14 protein-coding genes and 1 pseudogene are annotated in these 23,417 nt (G+C 74.7%); 3 read left to right on the forward strand and 12 right to left on the reverse strand.

Annotation, left to right across the window (positions count from 1 at the left end; all coding sequences use genetic code 11):
* Positions 1 to 85: 85 nt before the first annotated feature.
* Positions 86 to 1,405 carry an MFS transporter gene (locus AB0958_RS36545; RefSeq protein ID WP_366894796.1) on the reverse strand — a complete coding sequence of 440 codons (1,320 nt, stop codon included), beginning with the start codon at positions 1,403 to 1,405 and terminating at the stop codon, positions 86 to 88.
* A gap of 249 nt (positions 1,406 to 1,654) precedes the next feature.
* On the opposite strand from AB0958_RS36545, the gene AB0958_RS36550 reads away from it, so the two are divergent.
* Positions 1,655 to 2,134: a hypothetical protein gene (locus AB0958_RS36550; protein ID WP_366894774.1), complete on the forward strand. Its 480-nt coding sequence runs from the start codon at positions 1,655 to 1,657 to the stop codon at positions 2,132 to 2,134.
* Positions 2,135 to 2,153: 19 nt separating this feature from the next.
* Here AB0958_RS36550 and AB0958_RS36555 read toward each other — a convergent pair.
* The 4 genes and pseudogenes from AB0958_RS36555 to AB0958_RS36570 all read right to left on the reverse strand — a co-directional run.
* Positions 2,154 to 2,705 (reverse strand): annotated as a pseudogene (locus tag AB0958_RS36555) (YbaK/EbsC family protein); the annotation flags it as partial.
* 32 nt (positions 2,706 to 2,737) lie between these two features.
* Positions 2,738 to 3,310 carry an XRE family transcriptional regulator gene (locus tag AB0958_RS36560; protein ID WP_366894775.1) on the reverse strand — a complete coding sequence of 191 codons (573 nt, stop codon included), beginning with the start codon at positions 3,308 to 3,310 and terminating at the stop codon, positions 2,738 to 2,740.
* A 126-nt stretch (positions 3,311 to 3,436) separates the two neighbouring features.
* Entirely contained in the window at positions 3,437 to 4,285 is an 849-nt protein-coding gene (locus tag AB0958_RS36565; RefSeq protein ID WP_366894776.1) for a DUF1206 domain-containing protein, read from the reverse strand.
* Between the two features lie 82 nt (positions 4,286 to 4,367).
* Positions 4,368 to 5,132 carry an acyltransferase gene (locus AB0958_RS36570; protein WP_366894777.1) on the reverse strand — a complete coding sequence of 255 codons (765 nt, stop codon included), beginning with the start codon at positions 5,130 to 5,132 and terminating at the stop codon, positions 4,368 to 4,370.
* A 111-nt stretch (positions 5,133 to 5,243) separates the two neighbouring features.
* On the opposite strand from AB0958_RS36570, the gene AB0958_RS36575 reads away from it, so the two are divergent.
* Positions 5,244 to 5,771 (forward strand): gamma carbonic anhydrase family protein, encoded by a 528-nt coding sequence (locus AB0958_RS36575; RefSeq protein WP_366894778.1) that lies wholly within the window; start codon positions 5,244 to 5,246, stop codon positions 5,769 to 5,771.
* Positions 5,772 to 5,865: 94 nt separating this feature from the next.
* On the opposite strand, the gene AB0958_RS36580 is transcribed toward AB0958_RS36575, so the two are convergent.
* On the reverse strand, positions 5,866 to 6,510 hold the full coding sequence (locus AB0958_RS36580; protein WP_366894779.1) for a DedA family protein: 645 nt from the start codon (positions 6,508 to 6,510) through the stop codon (positions 5,866 to 5,868).
* 203 nt (positions 6,511 to 6,713) lie between these two features.
* On the opposite strand from AB0958_RS36580, the gene AB0958_RS36585 reads away from it, so the two are divergent.
* Positions 6,714 to 7,718: a lysylphosphatidylglycerol synthase transmembrane domain-containing protein gene (locus tag AB0958_RS36585; protein WP_366894780.1), complete on the forward strand. Its 1,005-nt coding sequence runs from the start codon at positions 6,714 to 6,716 to the stop codon at positions 7,716 to 7,718.
* A 7-nt stretch (positions 7,719 to 7,725) separates the two neighbouring features.
* Here AB0958_RS36585 and AB0958_RS36590 read toward each other — a convergent pair whose 3' ends face one another.
* From AB0958_RS36590 to AB0958_RS36615, 6 genes are read right to left on the reverse strand one after another with little or no spacing between them, the layout of a single operon-like run.
* Positions 7,726 to 8,781: a class I SAM-dependent methyltransferase gene (locus tag AB0958_RS36590; protein WP_366894781.1), complete on the reverse strand. Its 1,056-nt coding sequence runs from the start codon at positions 8,779 to 8,781 to the stop codon at positions 7,726 to 7,728.
* Entirely contained in the window at positions 8,778 to 9,944 is a 1,167-nt protein-coding gene (locus tag AB0958_RS36595) for a glycosyltransferase (protein WP_366894782.1), read from the reverse strand. The genes AB0958_RS36590 and AB0958_RS36595 overlap by 4 nt, the downstream gene beginning before the upstream one ends.
* On the reverse strand, positions 9,941 to 10,756 hold the full coding sequence (locus AB0958_RS36600; protein ID WP_366894783.1) for an alpha/beta fold hydrolase: 816 nt from the start codon (positions 10,754 to 10,756) through the stop codon (positions 9,941 to 9,943). The genes AB0958_RS36595 and AB0958_RS36600 overlap by 4 nt, the downstream gene beginning before the upstream one ends.
* Positions 10,757 to 10,759: 3 nt before the next feature.
* Positions 10,760 to 11,077 (reverse strand): acyl carrier protein, encoded by a 318-nt coding sequence (locus AB0958_RS36605; protein WP_366894784.1) that lies wholly within the window; start codon positions 11,075 to 11,077, stop codon positions 10,760 to 10,762.
* Positions 11,074 to 16,398, reverse strand: coding sequence for a beta-ketoacyl synthase N-terminal-like domain-containing protein (locus AB0958_RS36610; RefSeq protein WP_366894785.1), 5,325 nt, complete (start codon positions 16,396 to 16,398; stop codon positions 11,074 to 11,076). Before AB0958_RS36610 ends, AB0958_RS36605 begins: the two co-directional genes overlap by 4 nt.
* 1 nt (position 16,399) lies before the next feature.
* Complete coding sequence (locus AB0958_RS36615) at positions 16,400 to 23,245, reverse strand: SDR family NAD(P)-dependent oxidoreductase (protein WP_366894786.1); 6,846 nt, start codon at positions 23,243 to 23,245, stop codon at positions 16,400 to 16,402.
* Positions 23,246 to 23,417: the final 172 nt, after the last annotated feature.

The following is a 23,417-nucleotide window of genomic DNA, read 5'->3' on the forward strand; positions in this document are numbered from 1 at the left end:
GCCACCCCGTGCGTCGAGCGTGCGTGCCGGGCGTCGCGACGCCGCGGAGATCCATCAGAAGGGCCCTAGCTGTATTGCCCTGTTCCTAGACCCGCCTCTCCCGGGCCCGGGCCGGCGAAGTCGGCACGCACAGCCGGGCGAGGAGTGCGGCGGCCAGGTAGGCGAGTGCGCCCACCGCCATGCTGGTCCGCAGGCCGGTGCCGTAGTCGGCGGCCGTGGCGAGCAGGCTGCCGCCGAGCGCGACGCCGGTGGCGCTGCCGATCTGGCGGGTGGTGTTGAACAGGGCGGAGGCCGCGCCCGAGTACGCCGCGGGCGCCGCGCCCATCACGGTGGCGGTCGACCCGGTGAGGGCGAAGGAGGTACCGAACCCCGCGGCCATCATCGGGGCCACCAGCAGCGGATAGGCGGGGTCCGGTCCCGCCGCGGCCCAGCCGGCCAGCCCCAGGGCGGCGAGGAGCATGCCCGAGACCACCAGCGGACGATCGCCGGTGCGGCGGGCCAGCCGTCCGGACAGGACGGAGGCGAACATGGTCATCGCGACCGCCGGGAACAGCGCGAGTCCGGTACCGAGGGCGCTGAAGCCGCGCTGGTGCTGGAATTCCAGGCTGGCGGTGAACACCATGCCGTAGAAGCCGAAGTTGAACAGCAGGCCGATCGCGGCGCCACCGCCCATCGCGCTGGAGCGCAGCAGGCTCGGCGGCAGGACGGGCGAGCGGGCCAGCCGCTCGCGCAGCGCGAAGCCCGCGGCGGCCAGCGCGGCCAGGCCCGCCATGGCGAGGACGGCGGGATCCGACCAGCCGCGCCGTCCGGCCTCGTTGAGGGCAGCGGTCAGCAGGGCCGCCGTCGCCACCACCGCGCACTGGGCGGGCCAGTCCAGGGCGCGTGCGGTGCGCCGGGGCGAGCGGGCCACATGGCGCAGCGTCAGCAGCAGGCAGGCCGCGCCGACCGGCAGGTTGACGAGGAAGACCCAGCGCCAGCCCAGGGTGGCGACGAGCAGCCCGCCCAGCAGCGGACCGGCGGCGGCCGCGACGCCCGCCATCGAACCCCACAGGCCGAAGGCCCGGGAGCGCGCGGCCGGCTCCGGGTAGGCCTGCTGGAGCAGGGCCAGGGAGCCGGGCACGATCAGCGCCGCGCCCAGCCCCTCCACGAGGCGGGCCGCGACGAGGAAGGGGGCGCTCACCGCGAGTGCGCAGGCGGCCGAGGACAGCGTGAAGACCGCGACGCCCGAGCAGAAGACCCGGCGGTTGCCCAGCCGGTCGCCCAGCGCGCCGCCGGTGAGCAGGAACCCGGCGAAGACGAGGGTGTACCCGTCGGTGATCCACTGGATGCCGGTGAGCGAGGCGGACAGTTCCCGGCCGATCACCGGCACGGCGACGTTGAGCGCCGTCACGTCCAGGATCACCATGAAGTACCCGGCGCACACCGCCAGCAACGGCACCCGGGCCCGCCGCCCCCGGGACGCCTCACCCCCACCGGCCGACTCCGCGCACGCCACGGCTCCACTCCGTCCCATCCACCGAGCCAGCACACCAAAAGCCACCATAAGGGGCATCCCGCTTCGGGGTGCGTGACAGGGTGGTAGGTTCGCGCAGGTCAGCGTCTATCTGGGGGGGCAGGTATGCGGCACAGGGCGTGGCTCGCGAGACCGTCGGCCGTGGCGCTCGTCCTGGCGGCGGGCCTTCCGCTCGTCGCGGGCTGTACGGCGCACCACGGACAGGACGCACCGCAGGACGGGCTCCGGACCGCCGCCGCGCCCCCTTCCGCTCCCGCCGCCGCGACTCCCTCCGCTCCCGCCTCCGCCCTGACGAGGACCCCACCGGACCTCTCCGGCTCGGCCAGGAGTTTCGTCCGCCTGGCGAACAGGACGGGCTCCGAGGAGGTGACCGTGATCGAGAGCGTCCAGCCAGGGACGGTCGCCGTGGCGACCGAATGCGCCGGTGCGGGGGACACGACGGTGACCCTCGGGAACGTGGCCGCCTACACCGTCAGGTGCACGGCCGCCCCCTCGACCACCTACAACGAGATCCGTCTGGACAGCGGCAGCCACCACGTGGAGATCGCCGTCACGGCCGGCACCCGAGTCCACTGGGGTCTGTCCGTCGGCTGGCGTCCGCTTGATCATCGTCCGTCCTGAGTGCTTCCGGCGCGCCTCGGACGCCGAGCCCTGCCAGGACGACCGCGCCGGGCAGCTCCGCGAACGCCCTGCCCGGAACCAGGAGTTTGCCACGGCGACGGCCGCTGCCGACCAGCACCCACGGGAGGTCGACGACCGCCGGGTCCAGCAACAGCGGCCAGGTCGCGGGGAGTCCGATCGGGGTGATGCCGCCGTACTCCATGCCGGTCTCACCGGTCGCGGTGTCCATCGAGGCGAAGGACGCCTTGCGGGCGCCCAGTTGGCGGCGCACGGCCCCGTTGACGTCGACCTTGGTGGTGGACGGCACCAGGCAGGCCGCCAGCGTGGTCGCACCGCCGCGCTTGCCCGCCACGACCACGCAGTTGGCCGACCGCTCCAGCAGTTCCCGCCCGTAGTGCTCGACGAAGACGGCGGTGTCCGCCCACCGCGGGTCGGTCTCGACGTAGACGATCTGCTCCGCGGGAACGGCTCCGGACCAGTCGCGTACGGCGTCGGCGACCGGGGCGATCAGCTCGTCGAGGCAGTCGGGAGCGGGGGTGGCGGTGTCGAAGTCTCCGATGGGTGGGCGCATGTCGGCACGCTAACAGCCCGCCGCCGGCCGGCTCAGGGCACCGGCGGCACGGACACCGTCATGACCATCTCCATCGGGACGTCCCCGGTGTTGCCGTACACGTGGGCCGCGTTCGCCTCGAAGGAGGCGCTCGCACCCGTCGGTACCCGGTAGTCGACCCCGTCCACGGTGAGGGTCAGCTCCCCGGCGGTGACATGGACGATCTCCACGGTGCCGCTCGGGTGCGGTTCGGACAGGCTGCTCTCCCCCGGCATCAGGTACCAGTCCCACATCTCCAGCGGGCCGGGCGCCTCGGTGCCGGCGAGCAGGCGGTTGAAGCTGCCGGCCTCGGTGTGCCACAGCCGGACCGCCTTCTCCGGGGGGACGATCTGGACCTTCGGGCCCTGCTCGTAGTCGAGCAGGGTGGTGATGCTGACGCCGAGCGCGTCGCCGATCTTGACGACCGTGCCGATGCTCGGATTGGTGCGGGCCTGCTCGATCTGGATCAGCATGCCGCGGCTGACCCCGGCCCGGGCCGCGAGCACGTCCAGGGTGAACCCGCGTACCGCACGCCAGTGCTTGACGTTACGGGCCAGGGACTGGGTCAGCAGGTCGAGGTCCGACACGTTCCGTCCATCGTCGAGGGCATCGCGGTCCACTGTTCTCGAGTGCGGGGTTCGGTCCCGAGTACTCCGCCGGGGTGTACCTGACCGTTCACCGAACTGTACTGCGCGGCGGTGCCGTCTCCGGCATCAGATCCTGCGCCAGCGTGCGTTGCACCACGAGAACACGCCGAAGGCCGCCAGGCCGAGCGCGATCGCGGCGAGCAGCCAGGGACCGGCGGGCAGATCGCGGAACGTGCGCAGGGTGTCGTCCATGCCCTTGGCCTCGCCGGGCCGGTGCCTGACGGCCGCGACGACCGCGAACACCCCGGCGACCGCGAAGACGACCCCGCGTGCCGTACCCCCGGCCACGCCGAAGACATCGGTGAACCGCCTGGCCCGCGCGGACATGGCGGCGGTCCGCAACTTCTCCCGGAACTTCAGCCGGACGGCCCGCACGGCCACCCACAGCCCGGCGGCCACCACCCCGGCCCCGGCGACGCCCACGATCCACTGGCCGCCCGGCCAGCCCAGCACCGTGGCGGTGACGTCGTGCGTCTGCCGGTCCGAGGACCCGCTGCCGCTGCCCCGGTCCCCGGCCGCGTACATCAGCACCGAGTAGCAGGCGAAGACGTAGAAGACGCACCGGCCTGCCGCGGCCGCGCGCTTGGACGGCTCGGCGCCCTTGGGGCCCGCTCCGCCGAACACCGCCTCCGACAGGCGCCACAGCGCCATGCCCGCGAGCGCCACTCCCAGGACGACCAGCAGCGCCGCCCCGAAGGGCCGGCCGGCCAGTTCCTCGAGAGCGCCGCCGCGATCGGCCTGCTGCCCGCCGTGGCCGCCCTGTCCGAACGCGATCCGCAGGGCGATGACGCCCACCAGTACGTAGATCAGCCCGCGGGCGGCGAACCCTGCCCGTGCCGCCACGGCCAGCGCGTGACTGTGCGCCGCCCGGGCGGCCCGGCCGCGCTCCCGCAGTGTCCATGCCTGTGCATCCATACCTCGCCGATGCCCCGGTCCCCCGGTCCGACACCTCACCCGGCGTCGGGAGCCCCGGAGCACGCGCCGGCCGCGACCGGGCTCAGCCCTCGGTCTCCAGTTCGGCGAGCCGCGCCACGTCCTCCTCGTCCAGCTCCGCCAGGGCCCGGAGCTGCTCCGGAGTCGTGCCCGCCGGGATCGGCACCGGCGCCGGGGTGCGCAGCGGGGGCTGCCAGCCGGATTCGGGGGTCCAGTGGCGTACGACCCTGGCCGGGGCGCCCGCCACCACGGCGTGGTCGGGCACCGTGCCCCGGACCACCGCGCCGGCGGCCACCACCACGTTCCGGCCGACCCGCGCGCCGGGCAGGATCACCGCGCCGGTGCCGATCCAGCAGCCCGGGCCGATCTCCACCGGCTCCATGCGCGGCCACTGCTTGCCGATGGGCTCGTGCGGATCGTCGTAGGAGTGGTTGGTGGAGGTGACGTACACGTACGGGCCGAAGTAGCAGTCGCTGCCGATGGTGACCGTCGTGTCCGCGATGACGTGGCTGCCGCGGCCGAGGACCACTCCGTCGCCGATGCGCAGGATCGGCTCGGGGCCGAGGTCGAGGTCGGGCATCAGGCCCGCGGTGAGGGTGACCTGTTCGCCGACGATGCAGTGCGAGCCCAGGTGGATCCAGGGTTCGCCGAAGACGGTGCCGAGCGGGAAGGCGAGGCGGGTGGCTTCGCCGAGGGCGCCGAAACGGAAGCGGCCGGGGCGGTCCGCGGTGACGGATCCCGTGCGCTGCACCCAGGCCCAGGCCGCGTGCACTGCGCGTTGGGCGAGGCGGCGGCGCCAGGACGAGAACGTGTTCTTGGGCTTCGGCACGGTGGTCACGGTACTCAGCGGGGCGCGTCGGCGAGAGGGCGGGCTGCTGTGATCTTCGCCCCAGGCGGTGGCGTAGGTTGCGCGGAGGACCGACGACGAGGGGAGACGGTGATGACGCACAAGGCGCTGATCGTGGGGATCGGCGGACGCGAGCCGGAGATCGGGGACGAGGTGTTCGTGGCGCCGACGGCTTCGGTGATCGGGGACGTGACGCTGAAGGCCGGGGCGAGTGTCTGGTACGGGGCGGTGATCCGCGGCGACGTCGAGCAGATCACCGTGGGGGCGCGGGCGAACGTGCAGGACAACGCCACGCTGCACGCGGATCCGGGGTTTCCGGTGCGCGTCGGGGAGCGGGTGTCCATCGGGCACAACGCGGTGGTGCACGGGGCGACCGTGGAGGACGACTGCCTGATCGGGATGGGGGCGACCGTGCTGAACGGGGCCGTGATCGGGGCGGGGTCGCTGGTGGCCGCGCAGGCGTTGGTACCGCAGGGGATGGTGGTGCCGCCGGGGTCGTTGGTGGCGGGGGTCCCGGCGAAGGTGCGGCGGGAGTTGAGTGCGGAGGAGCGGGAGGGGGTGACCCTCAACGGGACCTTGTATGCGGAGTTGGGCAAGGCGCATCGGGGGGTGCATGAGTAGGTCGTGGGGCGGGTGCGGCGCGGTGGGGGCTGGTCGCGCAGTTCCTCCCCCAGCCTTCGGCCGGGGGTACCCCCAGCGCCCCTGGCGAGGCGCTTCAGTCGCCGGCGCTCACGGGTTCGGCTTCCTTCTGCGGGACCTGGACCTTCTTCGCCTTGCGGCGGACGATCAGCATCGACGCCACGCCCACCAGTACCGCCGCCGCCAGGCCGACGTACGAGAAGCGCTTCAGCCAGTCCTCCGCGACGATGCCGACGTAGTAGACGACCGCCGTCGTGCCGCCCGCCCAGCAGATGCCGCCGAGCAGGTTGGCGATCAGGAACTTCCAGTAGGGCATGCGCAGGACGCCCGCCAGGGGGCCCGCGAAGATGCGCAGGAGGGCGATGAAGCGGCCGAAGAAGACCGCCCACATGCCCCACTTCTCGAAGGACCGCTCGGCGGTGGCGACGTGGCCCTCGCTGAAGTGCCTGGGGAACTTCCGGCCGAGCCAGGCGAGCAGGGGGCGGCCGCCCTTGCGGCCGATCGCGTAGCCGACGGAGTCGCCGATCACCGCGCCCGCGGTGGCGCACGTGCCCAGGACGACCGGGTTGATGTCCGAGTGCTGTGAGGACAGCAGCGCGGCGGAGACCAGGACGATCTCACCCGGCAACGGGATGCCCAGGCTCTCCAGGCCGATCACGAGCGCCACCACGGCGTAGACGGCGACCGCCGGTACCGAGTCGAGCCATTCCTGGACGTGCACCGCCGGTTCCTCCCCTGTCGCGTGCGCCTTTCCCCGGGAAGGCTACCGGTTCGCCGGGGCAGGGCGGCGTCCCCGGCACCCGCCCGCCCTCCGGCCTTCGGTTTTCGGACATCAGGGTGTCATGCGGGACGGGAAGGCTCCCTCGCGGTACCACTCGCCCGTGGCTCCCCACCACGGGCCCCCTGTGGAAGGACAACGTCCCCGTGTCCTCACTGTCGTCACTGCCCTCCGCACTGCCCGCGTCCGGCTCCGAGGCGCCTCGCGTACGCCCCCGGCCGGTCCTGTCGGCGGCCGGCCGGCCGCTCCGGCTCGCCCTGTGCCTGTCTCCCCTGCTCATCGCCGTGATCTGGGGTCTGACCAACCGGTCGCTGCTGTACGAGGGGGTGGCCCGGCTCGCCCACGCCGAGCCGGGGTGGCTGCTGGCCGGGGGCGGCCTCACCTGCCTGACCTGGGTGGTGGCCGCCTGCATCCGGCAGGGCGCGGTGCCCGACCGGCTGCCGCCCGGGCTGCTGCTGGCCTCGCAGTTCGCCGCCGGGGCCGCCAACCACGCGCTGCCCGCCGGGCTCGGCGCGCACGCCGTGACCGTGCGCTTCCTGCGGACCCGGGGCGTCCCGCTGGAGCGGGCCACGGCCTCGATCGCGCTGTACTCGGTGGCTAAGTCCGGCGCCAAGACCGTGGTGCTGGTGGTGTTCCTGCTGTCGTCGTCGGCCTGGCGGCGGCTGGGCGAGCTGGTGCCCGACGGCATGGTGCTGGTCCCGGTCGTCGGCGTGGTGACCCTGGCGGGCGTGGCGGCGGCCGTCGTACGGCCGCTGCGGCGGCCGGTCACCGGGCTGGTGCGGTGTGCCCTGTCGGACGCCCGGGTGGTGCACGCCCGGCCGTCCCGGGCGCTGGCCCTGTGGGGCGGGGCGACCGCGCTGCCACTGGTGCAGGCGGGTGTGCTGGCCTGCACCGGGGAGGCGCTCGGGCTCGGGCTGTCGTGGGGTGACGTGCTCCTGGCGTACCTGGCGGCGGGCACCGCGGGCGGGGCGGTACCGGTGCCCGGCGGGGTCGCGGTGGACGCGGCGCTGGTGTTCACGCTGGCCGCGTTCGGCGCACCCCTGGCGGTGGCCACCGCGACCGTGCTCGGCTACCGGGTGCTGACCGACTGGCTGCCGCTGCTCCCGGGCGCCCTGGTGCTGTCGGCGATGATCCGGGCGAAGGTGCTGTGAGCCGCCCTCAGTCGCGGCGGGCGACGATGCGGTAGGCGTTGGAGACGCGCAGGCGGTGCGAGAGGGGCCGTACGGCGAAGCGGTCCAGGAGGGTGCCGGCGATCAGGGCGGGAACGCCGGCGATGAGCAGGGCGGCGCGCAGCGTCCTGCGCAGGGCGCCGGGCGCCGCCGGCAGCCAGGGGGCGTCCTCGGGCGGAGCGGTGTGGTCGAGGGCGAGCCAGACGGCGGCCAGCAGGTCGACGGGGTCGTGGGCCTCGGCGTGCTGTTCGGCGACGACGGTGAAGCCCAGGGCGGTGAGGCGTTCGCGGAGGTTGGCGACCGGGATGAAGTGCAGGTGCTGCGGCTGGAGCCAGGGCAGCCACCAGCGGCCGAGCAGCCGGGCGTAGCGGCTCTCGGGGTCGGGGACCTCGATGAGGAGGTGGCCGCCGGGGCGTACGGTCTCGTGGGCGGCGCGCAGTTCGCGGTCGGGGTCGGTGCTGTGCTCCAGGTAGTGGAACATGCTGACGACGTCGTAGCGGCCGGCGAGGTCGGGGGCGAGGTCGGGGAAGGCGCCCCGGAAGGCGTGCTCCACGCGGCCCTCGCGGGCGGCGAGGTGGACTCCGTCGGTGAAGTCGAGGCCGTCGAAGGCCGTGCCGGGCAGCACCTCGCGGGCGGCCTCGCAGAAGTGGCCGTGCCCGGTGCCGACGTCGAGCCAGTTCTTGGGGGTCGGATCGTGCGGGACCATGGACTGGGCGCGGCCCCGGTACATCTTGATGCGGCCGCCGAAGGTGCCGCTCATCTTCTGTTCGCCGAGGCCGTCGTAGAAGTCGCGGTAGTAGAACTCCAGGCCGGTCTCGTTGAGGCGGGGGTTCTGGAAGGTGTGCCGGCAGTCCTGGCACTGGTCGAGGACGAACCGGCCGGGCTTGTGCTGGAGCAGGTCGGTGGTGCGCAGGCGGGTGGTGAGCCGGCCGGACCGGCACCAGGGGCAGGTGGTGCGCCGGGGTTCGAAGAAGCGGTCGACGCCGTCGGCCAGGTCCTGCCGGTAGCCGGGGCGCAGCGCCTCGATCTCGCTCGGCTTGCTCATCGGGTCTCCTCAGCTGCGAGTTCCTCGAGGTGGGTCGCCGCGACCGGCGCGCCGCCCGCCGCACGGAACGCGGTGCGGATCCGGGCCGCGGCCGTGCGGTGGGCGGGTTCGTGCAGGACGGTGTCGAGGGCCGCGCCCAGCTTCGGGGCGGTGACCCGGCCGAACCGCACCCGGATGCCCGCGCCCGCGTCGACGACCTGTCCGGCGATCACGGGCTGGTCGTCGCGGATGGGGGCGACGACCAGGGGGACGCCGTGCCACAGCGCCTCGCAGACCGTGTTGTGGCCGGCGTGGCAGACAACCGCGTCGACCCGCTCCAGGAGCGGGAGTTGGGGCAGGACGGGCAGGATCAGGAGGTCCTTGTCGTCCGGCGCCGGGGGCAGGGTGCCGCCGGGGTCGGCGATCAACCCCTGGACCCGGTCGGCGCGTTCCCGCAGGGCGCTGACGCACTCGGCGAGGAACCGCCCGCCGACGTCCGCGTTCGCGGTGCCGAGGGAGACGAGGACCCGGTCCCGGCTCGGGTCCAGCCACTCCCACGGGAAGCCCTCCGCCGCCGGCCGCGCGGAGATCGACGGGCCGACGTGGCGGACCGCGGGCCGGTCGGTGGGGCCCGCGAGTTCGGGGGTGGTGAAGGCCAGGGTCAGGTGCGGCGAGAACCGCGGATCGGCGGTGCCGTCGGGGTTCCCGATGCGCTCCCGCAGTTCGGCGAGCCGGTCCCCGAGCCAGGCGGCGACCTTGGGGACACCGTCGTAAGCACCCCCGAACTCGGCGGAGGTGGTGGCGGAGGTCGCCCAGGGCAGCCCGAGCCGCTCGGCCACCAGGGCGCCCGCGAAGGCCTGTTGGTCGGCGACCACGACGGCGGGGCGGAACGCGTCGACGGCCGCCCGTACGCCGGGAGCCATCGCGTCCGCCAGCGGCACCAGGAACCACTCCCACAGGAACCGCAGCGCCTCCGCACCCCGCAGGTCGGCCGGCCGCTCACCCGCGGCGGTGCCCGCGCACGGGAACACCGTGACGTCCGGTCCCGCCAGTGCCCGGACCAGATCGGCGTCCGGGCAGACCCAGGCCACCCGGTGGCCACGGGCGCCGAGTTCGGCCGCGACCCCGACGGCCGGGTTGATGTGCCCGACCAGGGGCGGTACGACGAACAGGAAGCCGCTCACCGGACCCCGGCCGCCCTCGTCCGGCTGACCGAGTGGATCAGCTCCAGGATGTGTCCGCCGACCGTGCCGGACGCCTCGACCAGCACGGAGTGCTCGTACCCGGGCAGCACCACCGAACGGTAGTCCGCAAGCAGCGTCTTCTTCAGCGGGACCACCTCCACCAGGTCCGAGTCACCGCCGTACACCCCGAGGACCGGGCAGCGTACGGCACTGATCTGGTCCTCGGTGAGGACCCGGCTGGCCGGGATGTCCCGGCCCAGGCTGGTCTCGCGGGCGAGCCGGGCCGCGCCCCTGGCCAGCCGGGCGGTGTTGTGGCCGCGGTGGGCGGTGATCCAGGCGATGGCGTCCGGCTCGTTGTGGGCGAGTTCGGTGACCACCCGGCGCAGGATGCCGCCGAGTTTCTCCGCCCAGGCGGCGGTGGCGGGCTCGGACTCGATCAGGGTCAGGCTGGCGGCGCGTTCCGGGTGGCGGGCCGCCCAGCCGAAGGCGATGGTGCCGCCGTAGGAGTTGCCGACGAGGTGCACCGGGCCGGTGACCGACAGGTGGTCGAGCAGGGCCTCCAGGTCGTCGATGTTGTGGTCCAGGGTGTAGCCGCCGGCGGGACGCTCGCTGCGGCCGTGACCGCGCAGGTCGTACATGACCACGTCCAGGCCCGAGGCGGCGAAGGCCGGGGCCACCGTGAAGTAGTAGCTGGCCAGGCTGTCGGTGAGCAGCCCGTGGACGAGGACCACCGTGGCGAGGGGCGTACGGCCCTCCGCGGGGCCCATTCTCTGAACGTGCAGCCGGACGTCTCCGGTGTCGACCATCGCCATGGCTCAGCCCGCCTCCGTGGCCTTCAGACTCCACACCACGTACTCCACGAGCCGCCCCACGGTCAGCTCGATGATCTCGTCGAACTCCATCCCGGCCAGGAACTCGGCGAAGTTGACCCGCTTCCCGTAGCGGTCCTCCAGGAGACCGGCGAGGGTGACCAGGTCGATGGACTCCAGCTCCAGGTCGCGGTTGAAGGTGGTGCTCATGCCGATCTCGGCGTCGTCGTCGCCGTACTCCTCCAGGAGGGTGCGGAGCATCCGCGTCAGGTCGGCGAGGACGGTCTCCTCGTCGGCGCGGACTTCGGGCTCGGTGGGGTTCATCGCGGGTCCTCCTCGATGTCTGCGGCTGCCGGCCCGGTCGTCCAGGCCACGACGTAGGCGCGGTCCGGCAGTGCGGGGGGATTGCGGACCGGCGCGCAGTGCACCGGGTAGGCGCGTTCCAGCCGGCCCGAGACCAGCAGCCGGCTGCCGTCCGGGGCGGCCTCCAGCACGGTGAAGTCCCTCGGCCGGCCGTCGAATCCGGTGCCCTCGGCCTTCGCGACGGCCTCCTTGGCGGCCCAGAAGCGGGTGAACCACAGGGCCGTGTCCGGGCCGAGGCCGTGCAGCAGCCGCAGTTCGTCCGCGCCGAGGGCGGCCTCCATGGCGGCCGGATCACGCCGGGTGACTTCTTCGATGTCGATGCCCGGGCCGGGTCCGGGCGTGTGCGGCCGGACGATCGCCACCGCCGCCTCCGCCCGGTGGGCGAGGGAGACGTCCAGTGCGGGCAGTGTCCGCCCGTGCACACCGATCACGTACGGACGCCCCAACTCGTCTTTCCGCACCTGGAGTTCGCCCGGATAGACGGGTCCCTCGCCGTGCTGCCACAGCCACTGCCGTACCGCGTCCTTGGCGGCGATCCGGCCGAGCAGCCACTGCCTGCGGCCGCGCGGGGCGCGCTCCGCGTACTGCGCACGCTCCGCTCCCGCCAGTGAGTTGCGCATGATCAGCTCACGGGAGGCCAGGTCCGGCCAGCGCTCGTGGACCAGCACCCAGCCACCGGGACGGGCCTCCGAGAGGGTGTTGCGCTCCGGGAACCGCTCGACGGGGCGGGTCCGCGGGTCGTTGTCGAAGCGCCGGTCCTGCCAGCCGGCGATCCGCGCCCACACCCGTCCGCCGACGGTGAGCTCCACGTCCGCCTCCAGGACGGTGTCGGTGAGCGAGGTGATCCGCACCAGACAGCCGACCTCGGTGCCGGGGGCGGGGTGCGGGCCGTGGAAGCGCATCTCCCGCATCTGCACCGGGAAGACGACCGTCCGCTCGGTGCGGGTGGCCATGATCCAGTAGCCGAGGATCTGGCCGACGTTGTCGAGCAGGGCACCCGGGGCGGCGGGGGTGGTGATCACCCCGCGCACGTGCCGGTCACCGATCGCGGTGAGCTCCGAGACGCCCTGGTAGGCGGGGCCGTGGAACATCCAGCGCTCCGCGTAGAGCTGGGCGGCGGTGTGGTCGGGGGTGCGTTCGGGAGCCGGGGGGCGGGTGCGGGCGGCGGGCGGCGCCGGGTGGGCGGGGGCGACTTCCACGACCGCGCGGGCGGTGGGGCCGAAGGTGACGGAGACCCGGCCGGGGTCCTCGGGGGTGACGGTGACCGGGACGTCGAGGGGAGGTGTGGCGGTGAGCCAGCGGTCGAAGCGGGCTGCGTGCACGGCGACCGCCCGCAGGCCGGTGGCCGCCTCCGCCGCGTCCGTCATGTGCCGCACGATCGTGGTCGCCGGGACGACCGGCCACCGGTCCTCCACCACGGGCCAGCCGGGACGCTGCGGAAAGAAGCAGTGGTCGAGGAGATGGGGCATCGCCTCGGGGGAGACCCGGAGGGTGGTGGTACGGGAGGCCGGGGCGGGGGTGGGCGAGACGTGGCCTGTGGCCGGGGTCGGAGGGGGTGTGGTGGTACGGGAGGCCGGGGTGGGGGTGGGCGAGACGTGGCCTGTGGCCGGGGTCGGAGGGGGTGTGGTGGTACGGGACACGGGGGCGGGCGCGGGGTGGGGGCGGCCGTGGGTGGGTGCGGGGGTGGTACGGGCTCGCGGGGTGGGCGCGGCCGGGGTCGAGGGCGGTGTGTGGAGCGCCGTGAGTACGGCGACGGCCGAGTCGGCGGTGTCCCGCAGGAGTGCGCTCAGTTCGGCTGCGGCCGGGATCCGGGCGGCGAGGTCGTCCAGCGGGGTCGAGCCCGCGGCCGGTGCGTGGACGGCGCCCGAGGCCGACGCGTTCCCGCCTGCCTCGGCCCGCACAACGCCACCCGCCACGGCCCGCGCGCCCCGGTCCGCCACGGTCCCTGCGACTCCGTCCGCCACGGTCCCTGCGCCTCCACCCGCCGCAGTCCGCGCGCCTCCGCCCGCCACCGTCGGTGCGCCCCGGTCCGCCACGGTCCCTGCGCCTCCACCCGCCGCAGTCCGCGCGACTCCACCCGCCACGATCGGTGCGGCTCCACCCGCCACGGCCCGCGCGACTCCACCCGCCACCGTCGGTGCGACTCCGCCCGCCACCGTCGGTGCGCCCCGGTCCGCCACGGTCCCTGCGACTCCGTCCGCCACGGTCCCTGCGCCTCCACCCGCCGCAGAACGCGCGACTCCACCCGCCACGATCGGTGCGGCTCCACCCGCCACGGTCCGCGCGACTCCACCCGCCACGGTCGGTGCGGCTCTGTCCGCCACGATCGGTGCGGCTCTGTCCGTCTCGGTCCGTGACGGTTTGCTCCACTCGGGGTGCGCCGGTCGGGTCGTCTCGGTTCGCGCGGTTCCGCTCTCCTCGGGTCGCATGGCCGTGTGGAGCTCGGTGCGCAGTGCGGCGAGGGTCGGGGCCTCCAGCGACACCAGGGCGCCGTCCAGGTCCAGGCGTACCGGGCGGCGGCGGTGGACGGGCTTCGTCGCGGTGCGTGGTGCCGCGGTGGCCCCGGTGACCGAGACCGACACGCCGGCCTGGCCCCGGGCCGCGGCCGCCACCGGTGCGCCCGCCGTCCACAACGCGGTCGCCACCCGGCGGAGTTGGGCCATCCCCGAGCGGTGCGGGGAGTTGGCGGCGACGGCGAGGTGGTCGCGGTCGCCGAGGATGTCACCGATCAGCGAGGCGAGTTGGCCTGGCCCGGTCTGGACGAACGTGCGGTGCCCGGCGGCGTACATGGCCTCGATCAGCTGCCGGAAGCGGACGGGCTCCAGCAGGTGCCGGACGAACAGCTCGCGTACCTCCGTCTCGCCCTCCGGGAAGGGCGCCGCGACGGTGCCGGACCAGACCGGGACCGCCGGCCGGTGCAGCCGGAAGCGCTCGGCCGCCTCCTTGATCGGGCTCAGGTACGGCTCCAGCATCGGCGTGTGGAACCCGGAACGGAACGGCAGCACCTGGCACAGCACACCGTCGGCCCGGAAGGCGCGGACGAAGTCCGCCACGGCCCGGTCGGGGCCGCACACCATGGACTGGCCCGGCGCGTTGTCGTGGGAGAGGACGATCCCGGCGTCCGCCCAGTCGTCGCGCAGGACGGCGACGACCCGTTCGGCGGGGGCGCCGATCGCGGCGAACGCGAGTCCCGGGACGGTGACCGCGTCGGGATCGAACTCGGCCATGAAGGCGTCCACCTGGACTCCCGAGTACAGTCCCGCGACCACCATCGCCGTCCACTCCCCGACGCTGTGCCCGGCGACCGCGTCCGGGACCACGCCCATCCGGCGCAACGCCGCGTCGAGGAGCCGCCCCACGCCGACGACACCGAACCCATGACGGCCCACGTCGCCGACCCGCATGTCCCCGGTTGCGGGTGCGGTGACGGTGGGGAGGCCGAAATGCGTGGCGATGTCGTCGACGCGGGGAGTGAACTCGCCTTCCAGGCCGGGGAAGACGAAGGCCAGCTTGCCGGTGCCGAGGAGCGGGGCGGGCCGGAACCACACGTCGTTGCGGCCCTGCCAGGGGCGGCCCCTGCCGACCGCGCGACGGGCCAGGGCGAGCCGCTTGGCGGTGGGGTCCACGATGCCCAGGCGCACGGGCCCGGCCCCCGGGTGCGTCCGTTCCGGGGCGAGACCGGCGGCCAGGACGGCGGAGTCGTCCGCGTCGAGGGCGGCGGTGAGCCGCTCGGGGGTGTCGGCGGCGAGGAGGAGGATCCGCTCGGGCTCGGTGACCCGGGCGACGGTGGCGCCTTCGCCGGGGGTCCCCCGCGGGGCGGCGGCCGGGACGGAGTGTCTGCCCGGCGCCTCTTCGAGCACCACGTGCGCGTTGATCCCGCCGAACCCGAAGGCGTTCACCCCGGCCCGGCGCACCGGTTGGTCCGGGGCGGTCTCCCAGGGCCGGGCCCGGTCCAGGGTGCGGAACCGGGTGGCGGCGAGAGCCGGGTGCGGATCGTCGCAGTGCAGGGTGGGCAGCAGGGTCGCGTGGTGCAGCGCGAGGGCGGCCTTCACCAGTCCCGCCACTCCGGCGGCCGGCATGGTGTGGCCGATCATCGACTTCACGGAGCCGAGCACCGCGCGTTCCTCGGCGGGTCCGAACACCTCGGCGAGGGTGGCGAGTTCGGCGGAGTCGCCCGCCGGGGTCGCGGTGCCGTGCGCCTCCAGCAGGCCGACCGAGTGCGGTGCCGCGGGGTCGAGTCCTGCGGCCCGCCAGGCCTGCCGCACGGCGTGCGCCTGACCGCCGGGGTCGGGGTTGACGAGTCCGGCGGTGCGGCCGTCGCTGGCCACGCCGGTGCCGCGGATCACGGCGTAGACACGGTCGCCGTCCCGTTCGGCGTCGGCGAGGCGCTTGAGCACGACGACCCCGGTGCCCTCGCCGATGAGGATGCCGTCGGCGTCCCGGTGGAAGGGGCGGATGCGCTCGCTCGGGGAGAGGGCGCGGAGCTGGGAGAAGACGCTCCACAGGGTGATGTCGTGGCAGTGGTGCACTCCCCCTGCCAGCATCATGTCGCAGCGTCCGGCGGTGAGTTCGGTGACCGCCTGGTCGACGGCGACCAGTGAGGAGGCGCAGGCCGCGTCCACGGTGTAGGCGGGGCCGCGCAGGTCGAGGCGGTTGGCGATCCGGGAGGCGGCGAGGTTGGGCACCAGGCCGATCGCGGACTCGGGACTGGCCGGGCCGAGGCGCTCGGTGAACGCATCCCGTACGCGGGCCAGTTGGCCGGGCGTCAGGCCGGGCACCAACTCGCCCAGCGTGCGCACGAGCTGGCCGGCCGTGCGGACCCGCTGATCGAGCCGGACCAGGCCGGGGGTGAGATAGCCGCCCCGGCCCAGCACCACGCCGATCCGGTGCCGCTCGGGCAGCCGGTCCGCGCCGCCCGCGTCGGCGAGGGCGGCGGCGGCCACGTCCAGCGCGATCAGCTGGTCGGGTTCGGTGCCGGCGACGGAGTTCGGCATGATCCCGTACCGGGTGACCTCCACCTCGGCCAGCCCGTCCACGAAGCCGCCGCGCCGGCAGTACACCTGGTCGGGGGCGGCGGGGCCGGTGGCCGAGCCGGGCCGGTAGTAGTCCGCGTCCCAGCGGCCCTCCGGCACCTCGCCGATGGCGTCCACGCCGTCGCGCAGGTTCCGCCAGTACGCGTCGAGGTCCGCGGCACCGGGCAGCAGCACCGCCATCCCGACGATCGCGACCGGCACCCGTCCTCCGGCGCCCGCGTCGGCTGTAGTCCCGCTGTCGTCGGTCATCTCACCAGCCCGACGCGGTGTAGACGACGGCGCGGGTGGTCTCCGCGCCCCAGGCGAGCTCCCGCAGCAGCGCGGCCGTGCCCTCGTCGGGGTCGATCAGTCGTACCCCGCGCCGTGCGTACTCGCGCCCCAGTTCCGGACTGACCATGCCGGTGTGGCCGCCGGTGGGGGCCCAGGGGCCCCAGTGCACGGTCAGGACCCGGTTGCCGGTGCGCCGCGCCCAGTCGGCGCCGAGGCTCTCCAGCGTGTCGTTGGCGGCCGCGTAGTCGGCCTGGCCCCGGTTGCCGAGGACGGCGGAGACGCTGCCGAACAGCACCGCGAAGGCAGGGCCGCCGGGGAGTTCCTCCAGTGCGGCGAGCAGGGTCGCGGCGCCGGTCGTCTTGGTGCCGTAGACCCGCTGGAAGGACTCGGGGGTCTTCTCGGCGATCAGCCGGTCCTCGATCACCCCGGCCGCGAAGACGACCCCGTCCAGGCGGCCGTGGTCGGCGTGGATCTCCTTGACCGCCTGGAGGGCGGCGTCCCGGTCGCGGAAGTCGACGGCGTGGTAGCGGGCCTCGCTGCCGAGCGCGGCGAGTTCGTCGAGGGTGGCGGTGATCTCCCGCTGGGAAAGCAGCAGTTCGGCCTCGCGGTTGACCTCGGCGGGCTTCAGGCCACCCCGGGCGGCGAGGGCCGCACGGAGTTCGGCGGGGGTGCGGGCGGCGGCGGTGTCCGGGGCCTCGGGCCCGGTGGGCGCGGGGGTCCGGCCGAGCAGTTCGAGGCGGCAGCGGCAGGCGGTGGCGAGGGCGGCCGCGAACTTCGCGGTGATGCCCCGGGCCCCGCCGACCAGCAGCACCACGGAGTCCCGGTCCAGGCCCAGCGCACCGGCCTCGGCGGCGCCCTCCCCCGCCGGTCCGGCACCGGTGCTGCCGAGCGCGCCCAGCGGCGCCTCCACCGGTTCGAGGCCCTGCCGGCCGGCGGCCGTGCGCAGCACGACGGGCGCCGGGCCGGGAGCGAGCAGCTCGGTGAGCAGTGCGTCGGCGACGGCGGCCGGTTCCGCGTTCTCCAGGGTCACGACCCGGGCGACGGTGTCCGGGTACTCGCGGGCGACCGTACGGAACAGCCCGTGCAGGCCGGCCGAGCGTGCCGCGTCGTCACCGTCGGCGGGCCGGGCGGCCAGCAGCCAGCGCGGGCCACGTGCCAGGGCCGCCCGCAGGACCGGGAAGGCGTCCGGCAGCACCGGCGTGTCCCCGGTGCCGGGCAGCGCGCCCAGGTACAGCACGCCGTCCACGGCCCCGTCCGCCTCCCCGAGCAGGTGGTCCGGTGCGACGGTCACGGTCTCGGCGCCGTACGCGCAGAGCCGTTCCGCCAGGGGCGCGCCGTCCCCGAGGACGAAGAACCGCTTCCCGGACAGTACGGCGGCCGGGTCGGCCCCCGTTTCCGGCGGCGCGAGGGGCACCGGCCGCACCTCGTAGCGCTTGGGTGCCACTGCGCCGAGGGTCTCTTCGTGCGCCGGGGCCTCTTCGGCCGTCTCCTCGGACGCGGCGGCCCCGGCGGTCTCCGTCCCGGCCGCCCCTTCGACGCGCGCCGCGAGCCAGCCCGTCACGGCGGCCGCCGTGCGTGCCTTGGCCAGTTCCTCCAGCTCGCTGTCGTCCAGCGTCCGGGTACCGCCCGCGATCCCGAGACGCTTCGCCAACTCGCCCGCGATCTCGGCACGTTTGATGGAGTCGATGCTGAGGTCCGCCTCCAGGTCGAGGTCCGGCTCGATCATGTCGAGGGGGTAGCCGGTGCGTTCGCTGATGATCTCCAGCACCACCCGCTCGACGTCGGCGGGCTCCTCGGGTGCGGCTACGGGTGCGGTCTCGGGCCCGGCGACGGAGGGCGCCGCCGCCTGCGGTTCGGGTACGACCGATTCGGCGGGCGGCAGCCACCCGGGAGCCGGAGCCGCGGGCACCTGGGTCGCCCCGAAGTAGGTGAGCAGCACATCGCGCTGGGCGGCGATCATCTCCCGGCTGGTGCGCAGGTATTCGGAGATCAGCGCGTCCCGGTCGGCCGGGGTGCCGTGCGGCTGGTTCGTCGTCACAGTCGTCGTCTCCACGACTCGTCGGGCCGGTGCGAGGGCACCGGGCAGCAGGTCTCCGTCGGCGGTGCGCACCAGCTGGCCGTCGACCGTCCAGCCGGGCCGCTTCGGTGCCGGGGTGCGCAGCGCGTCCACGGCGTCGCGGCCGCGCAGCAGCCAGGCGGTACGGACCGGCACCCCGGCCACGGCCAGCCGGGCGAGCGCGTCGAGCCAGCCCGGCAGGCCGCTGTCGGGGCGGGGTTCGCAGGCCACCGCGGTGTGCGGCCGCTCGCCGAGGATCTGGCCGACCAGCCGGCTGAGGACCGTCCCCGGCCCTGCCTCGACGAAGACCCGGGCGCCCGCCTCGTACATCGCCTCGATCCCCGCCGCGAAGGCGACGGGCGAACCGATCTGGGCGGCCAGTTCGGCGCGTACGGCGTCGGCGTGCCGCGGGTAGGGGGCCGCCGTGCGGTTGGACCACACCGGGAACTCGGGCGGTCGTACGTCCTTGTCGGCGAGGGCGTGCGCGAACCGCTCCCCGGCCCCCGCCACGACCGGGCTGTGGAAGGCACAGGCCACCGGAAGCCGCTTCGCGCCGAACCCGGCGTCCCGCAGCAACCGCACGGCCTCGGCCACGTCCGGCGTGGGGCCCGAGATCACCGTCTGCTGGGGGGAGTTGTGGTTGGCGAGCACGACGGATGGCGGCGCCTGCGCGGTGCGCAGGGCGCGTTCGACGTCGTCCGCCCCGGCGGACACCGCGGCCATGGTGCCCGGTTCGTCGCCGGCGGCGGCCAGGATCGCCGCCGCGCGTTCGGCGCTGAGTTCCAGGAGTGTCTCGGGGGCGAGGGCGCCGGCCGCGCCGAGGGCGACGAGTTCGCCGTAGCTGTGTCCGGCCGCCATGTCGGGGCGCACCCCGGCCGCCGTCAGCAGGGCGTGGGCGGCGAGGCCGGTGATGCCGAGGGCGGGCTGGGCGGCCCGGGTGTCGGTCAGGGCGGCCCGGCGGCGCTCACGGGTGTCGTCGTCGAACGCGGTGGGCGGGTAGAGGACGTCGGCGTGGGCGCGGCCGAGGCGCAGGTAGTGCTGGAGCTCGGGGAACGCGATCAGGACGTCGGCGAGCATGCCGGGGCGCTGACTGCCCTGGCCGGGAAAGAGGAACGCCACCTTCCCTGCGCCGTCCTGGGCCCCGTCGGCCAGGTGGATCCCGGCGCGCGGGTCGTGCTCTCCGGCGAGGATCCGGCGCAGTCGTCCGGCGAGCCCGCTCACGTCCCGCGCGACCACCGCGGCCCGCACCGGCTCGTGCGCGGCGTCCGCACGGCGGGCGGCGGCCAGCGCCAGGTCGCGCAACCGCCAGGACCCGGACTCGGCGGCCCGCAGGATCTCCTCGACGCCCCGGTGCGCGGCCTTCTCGTCCCGGCCCCTGAACAGGAACAGCTCGGCGGGCCAGGCGAGGAGCCCCTGCTCGGGTGGCACGGGGCTGTCGTACGCGCCGACCACCACGTGGAAGTTGGTGCCGCCGAACCCGAAGGCGCTGACGCCGGCGATCCGTTCGGCGGCCGGCGCGGCCCAGGGTCTGGCCTCGGTGTGGAAGGCGAACGGGCTGTCGTCCTCCTGCCAGGCCGCGTTGGGCCGCTCCAGATGCAGGGTGGGCGGTGTGACGCCGGTGTGCAGGGCGAGGGTGGTCTTGATCAGGCCGGCGAGTCCGGCCGCACACTTGGTGTGCCCGATCTGCGACTTGACCGATCCCAGCGCACAGCCACCGCTGACCGCTCCGGCGTCGGCGAACACCTCCCCGAGAATGGTCAGTTCGGTGCGGTCGCCGACGACGGTCCCGGTGCCGTGCGCCTCGACCAGGCCCACTTGTGCCGGCGAGATCCCGGCGTTGCGGTACGCGCGCAGCAGGGCGGCCCGCTGTCCCTCGGGACGCGGCGCGGTCAGCCCCAGGGAACGGCCGTCGCTGGACGAGCCGAGCCCCTTGATCACACCGTAGATCCGGTCGCCGTCGCGCTCGGCGTCCGCCAGCCGCTTCAGCACGACGCACGCCACGCCCTCACCGAGGGCGATGCCGTCGGCGGAACCGTCGAAGGCGCGGGAGCGACCGGTCGGCGACAGGGCGTGCACGGAGGAGAAGAGCACGTAGTCGTTGATGCCGTTGTGCAGGTCGGCGCCCCCGCACAGCACCACGTCGCTGGTGCCCGCGGTGAGTTCCTTGCAGGCCACGTCCACGGCGGCCAGCGAGGACGCGCAGGCCGCGTCGACGGTGTAGTTGGCGCCGCCGAGGTCGAGCCGGTTGGCGATCCGGCCGGAGATGACGTTGGCGAGCATGCCGGGGAAGGAGTCCTCGGTCAGCCGGGGCAGCTGATCCGCGAGCCCGTCGGGCACCTTGCCGTAGTAGGAGGGCAGCACGGCGCGCAGGGTGCCCGCGTTGGACAGGTCGCTGCCCGCCTCGGCGCCGAAGACCACGGACGTGCGGGACCGGTCGAACTCCCGGCCCCGCTCGCCGTATCCGGCGTCGTCGAGGGCGCGCCGGGCGGCCTCCAGGGACAGCAGCTGGACCGGCTCGATGTGGCCGAGGGAGGCGGGCGGGATGCCGTAGGCCAGCGCGTCGAAGGGGATGGGCGGCAGGAAGCCGCCCCACTTCGACGTGGTGCTCCCGTCCGCGTGGTGGACGGCCGGGTCCCAGCGCTCGGGCGGCACCTCGGTGACCGCGTCGTGGCCGGCCACCACGTTCGCCCAGAACGTGGCGAGGTCGGGAGCCTGCGGGAACATGCAGGCCATGCCCACGATCGCGATGTCCAGCGGGGCGGGCGCGGGCGGTTCGGTGCGCTGCCGGGGTGCCGGCCGGGCCGCCAGGAGAGCGGCCGCCCCGTCGGTGACGGCGTGGTGCAGGGCGGCCATGGTGGTCGTCGCCGAGCGCAGGACGGCGACGTCCCCGGCCATGAACATGCCGTCGTTGAGCTGGCGTCGCTCGTCGACGGGTGTCACCTCGCCCGTTTCGGCACGGTCGACGCCCTTGCTGGCGATGCGCAGCCGGCCGACGTTCAGGCGTTCCAGCTCCTCCCACAGCCGCCGGTCCGGGACTCCGCCGGCCCGTAGCTCGGCTTCGCGCTTGTGGTAGTTGAGGGTGAAGGGGCTGGGCACACAGCGGGTGGCGTGTCCGGGGGCGGTCTCCAGGAGGGCGGTCGAGGCGGCGGCCCTGACCTGGCGCTGGAAGAGGGGCTGGATCGCCCCCCGGTCCACCGCCTCCTCGGTGAAGAGGTAGGCGGTGCCCATGAGGAGGCCGACGGCCGCGCCCCGGGCGGTCAGCGGCGCGGCGAGCGCGGCGACCATCGCGGCGGAGCGCTCGTCGTGGATGCCGCCCGCGAAGAACACCTCCAGTCCTTCGGCGTCCGGGAAGTCCTCCAGCACGGCGAGCTGGGCCTCCCACAGCGGGAAGCTCGCGCGCGGCCCGACGTGGCCGCCGCACTCCGAGCCCTCGAACACGAACTTCCGGGCCCCTGCCTCCAGGAACTGCCGCAGGAGCCCCGGTGAGGGCACGTGCAGGAAGGTGCTGATCCCGGCCTGTTCCAGCGCCTCCGCCTGGGCGGGCCGGCCGCCGGCGACGATCGCGTGGGTGGGCCGCAGTTCGCGTACGGCGTCGAGCTGGGCGCTCCGCAGCTCCTCGGGAGCGAAACCGAGCACGCCGACGCCCCAGGGCCGCCCGTCCAGTGCCGCCTTGGCCTCGGTCAGCAGCTCGCGGGTGCGGGCGCCGTCCGCGAGGGCCAGCGCGAGGAAGGGCAGGGCCCCGTCGTCGGCGACGGCCGCGGCGAAGGCGGCCCGGTCGCTGACCCGGGTCATCGGGCCCTGGGCGACGGGCAGCCGGGTGCCCAGGGCGCGGCTCATCGCGGAGGTCGCGGGCCGCAGCGCGGCGGCCGCTTCCTCGCCGGTTTCCCGTATCGCCGCCCTCAACTCCCGCACCGTTCGCCCGGCGTCGCGCCATCGGTCGGCGAACCGCGCGGCGAGGAAGCCGTCCTGGCCCACCGGAAGCAGCTGGGTGCGCGGGTCCTCGGCGCCGAGCAGCGCGGCGACCGCGGCCGGGTCGTCGGCGGGCGGGCGCACGGTGTCCGGGCCGCGCCGGTGCAGGACCCGGTGCCCGGCCACGACCACCGTCTCGGAGCCGTCCAGGGAGCGCAGCGCGGCCGCTGTCGCCTCGGGCAGCCCGGCCTCGGCGAGCAGGGCGAGTTGGCTGTCCAGGACGACCCCGGCCGCGCCGCCCGCCACCGCGGCCGCCGCCGTACGCGGCCCGATGCCGCCGCAGGCCCACACCGGTACGTCCAACTCCGGTGCCGCGAGCAGTTGTTGGAGGAGGACGAAGGTGTTGAGCGCACCGACCCGGCCACCGCTCTCCGCCCCGCGGGCGATGAGCCCGTGCGCGCCGGCCGCGACCGCCGCGCGTGCCGCGGCCAGATCGGTGACCTCGACGAGGACCCTGCTGCGCGGGGCGAGTTGCGCGATGTCCCAGGGTGCGTGATCCGAGGAGGCGGGGTCCCAGGAGGCGGGGTCCCAGGGCACGTCGGCGGCCAGGACCACCGTGTCGGGGACCGGGTGCAGGTCGTCCGGGCCGAGCGCACAGCCCGCCCCCACCCGCACGCCGTACGGCCCGGGCGCCGCGCGGCTCAGCCGGGCCAGCGCCTCCCGGGTTCTTCGGTCACCGCGGCCGAGGTCGAGGACACCGAGTCCGCCGGCGGCGCAGACCGCCGTGGCGAGCCTGGCGTCGGGTTCTCCGAAAGGGGTGATGCAGATGATCAGGTCGACGGCACGCACAGGGGACGTCATGATGCTCCGAATAATCGGGAGGACAGCACGGTGGGGAACGTGTGCGGCGGAGAGATCCGGGTGAGGCCACCGGAAACTAGCGAGTTCATTACTCGCGGGTCAATAACGGGGTGGCGCTTTCACGCGGGGTGGCATTGATTCGGCCAGTGGGGGGAATTCACCGCAAGAGCCG

This window comes from Streptomyces sp. NPDC006655 (genome assembly GCF_040703965.1).
Taxonomy (GTDB): Bacteria; Actinomycetota; Actinomycetes; order Streptomycetales; family Streptomycetaceae; genus Streptomyces.

Coding starts and splice junctions, on each gene's coding strand:
- AB0958_RS36545 (WP_366894796.1), bottom strand. CDS start 1,405: ATGGTGATCCTGGACGTGACGGCGCTCAACGTCGCCGTGCCGGTGATC.
- AB0958_RS36565 (WP_366894776.1), bottom strand. CDS start 4,285: ATGGATGCACAGGCATGGACACTGCGGGAGCGCGGCCGGGCCGCCCGG.
- AB0958_RS36575 (WP_366894778.1), top strand. CDS start 5,244: ATGACGCACAAGGCGCTGATCGTGGGGATCGGCGGACGCGAGCCGGAG.
- AB0958_RS36590 (WP_366894781.1), bottom strand. CDS start 8,781: ATGAGCAAGCCGAGCGAGATCGAGGCGCTGCGCCCCGGCTACCGGCAG.
- AB0958_RS36600 (WP_366894783.1), bottom strand. CDS start 10,756: ATGGCGATGGTCGACACCGGAGACGTCCGGCTGCACGTTCAGAGAATG.
- AB0958_RS36605 (WP_366894784.1), bottom strand. CDS start 11,077: ATGAACCCCACCGAGCCCGAAGTCCGCGCCGACGAGGAGACCGTCCTC.
- AB0958_RS36610 (WP_366894785.1), bottom strand. CDS start 16,398: ATGACCGACGACAGCGGGACTACAGCCGACGCGGGCGCCGGAGGACGG.
- AB0958_RS36615 (WP_366894786.1), bottom strand. CDS start 23,245: ATGACGTCCCCTGTGCGTGCCGTCGACCTGATCATCTGCATCACCCCT.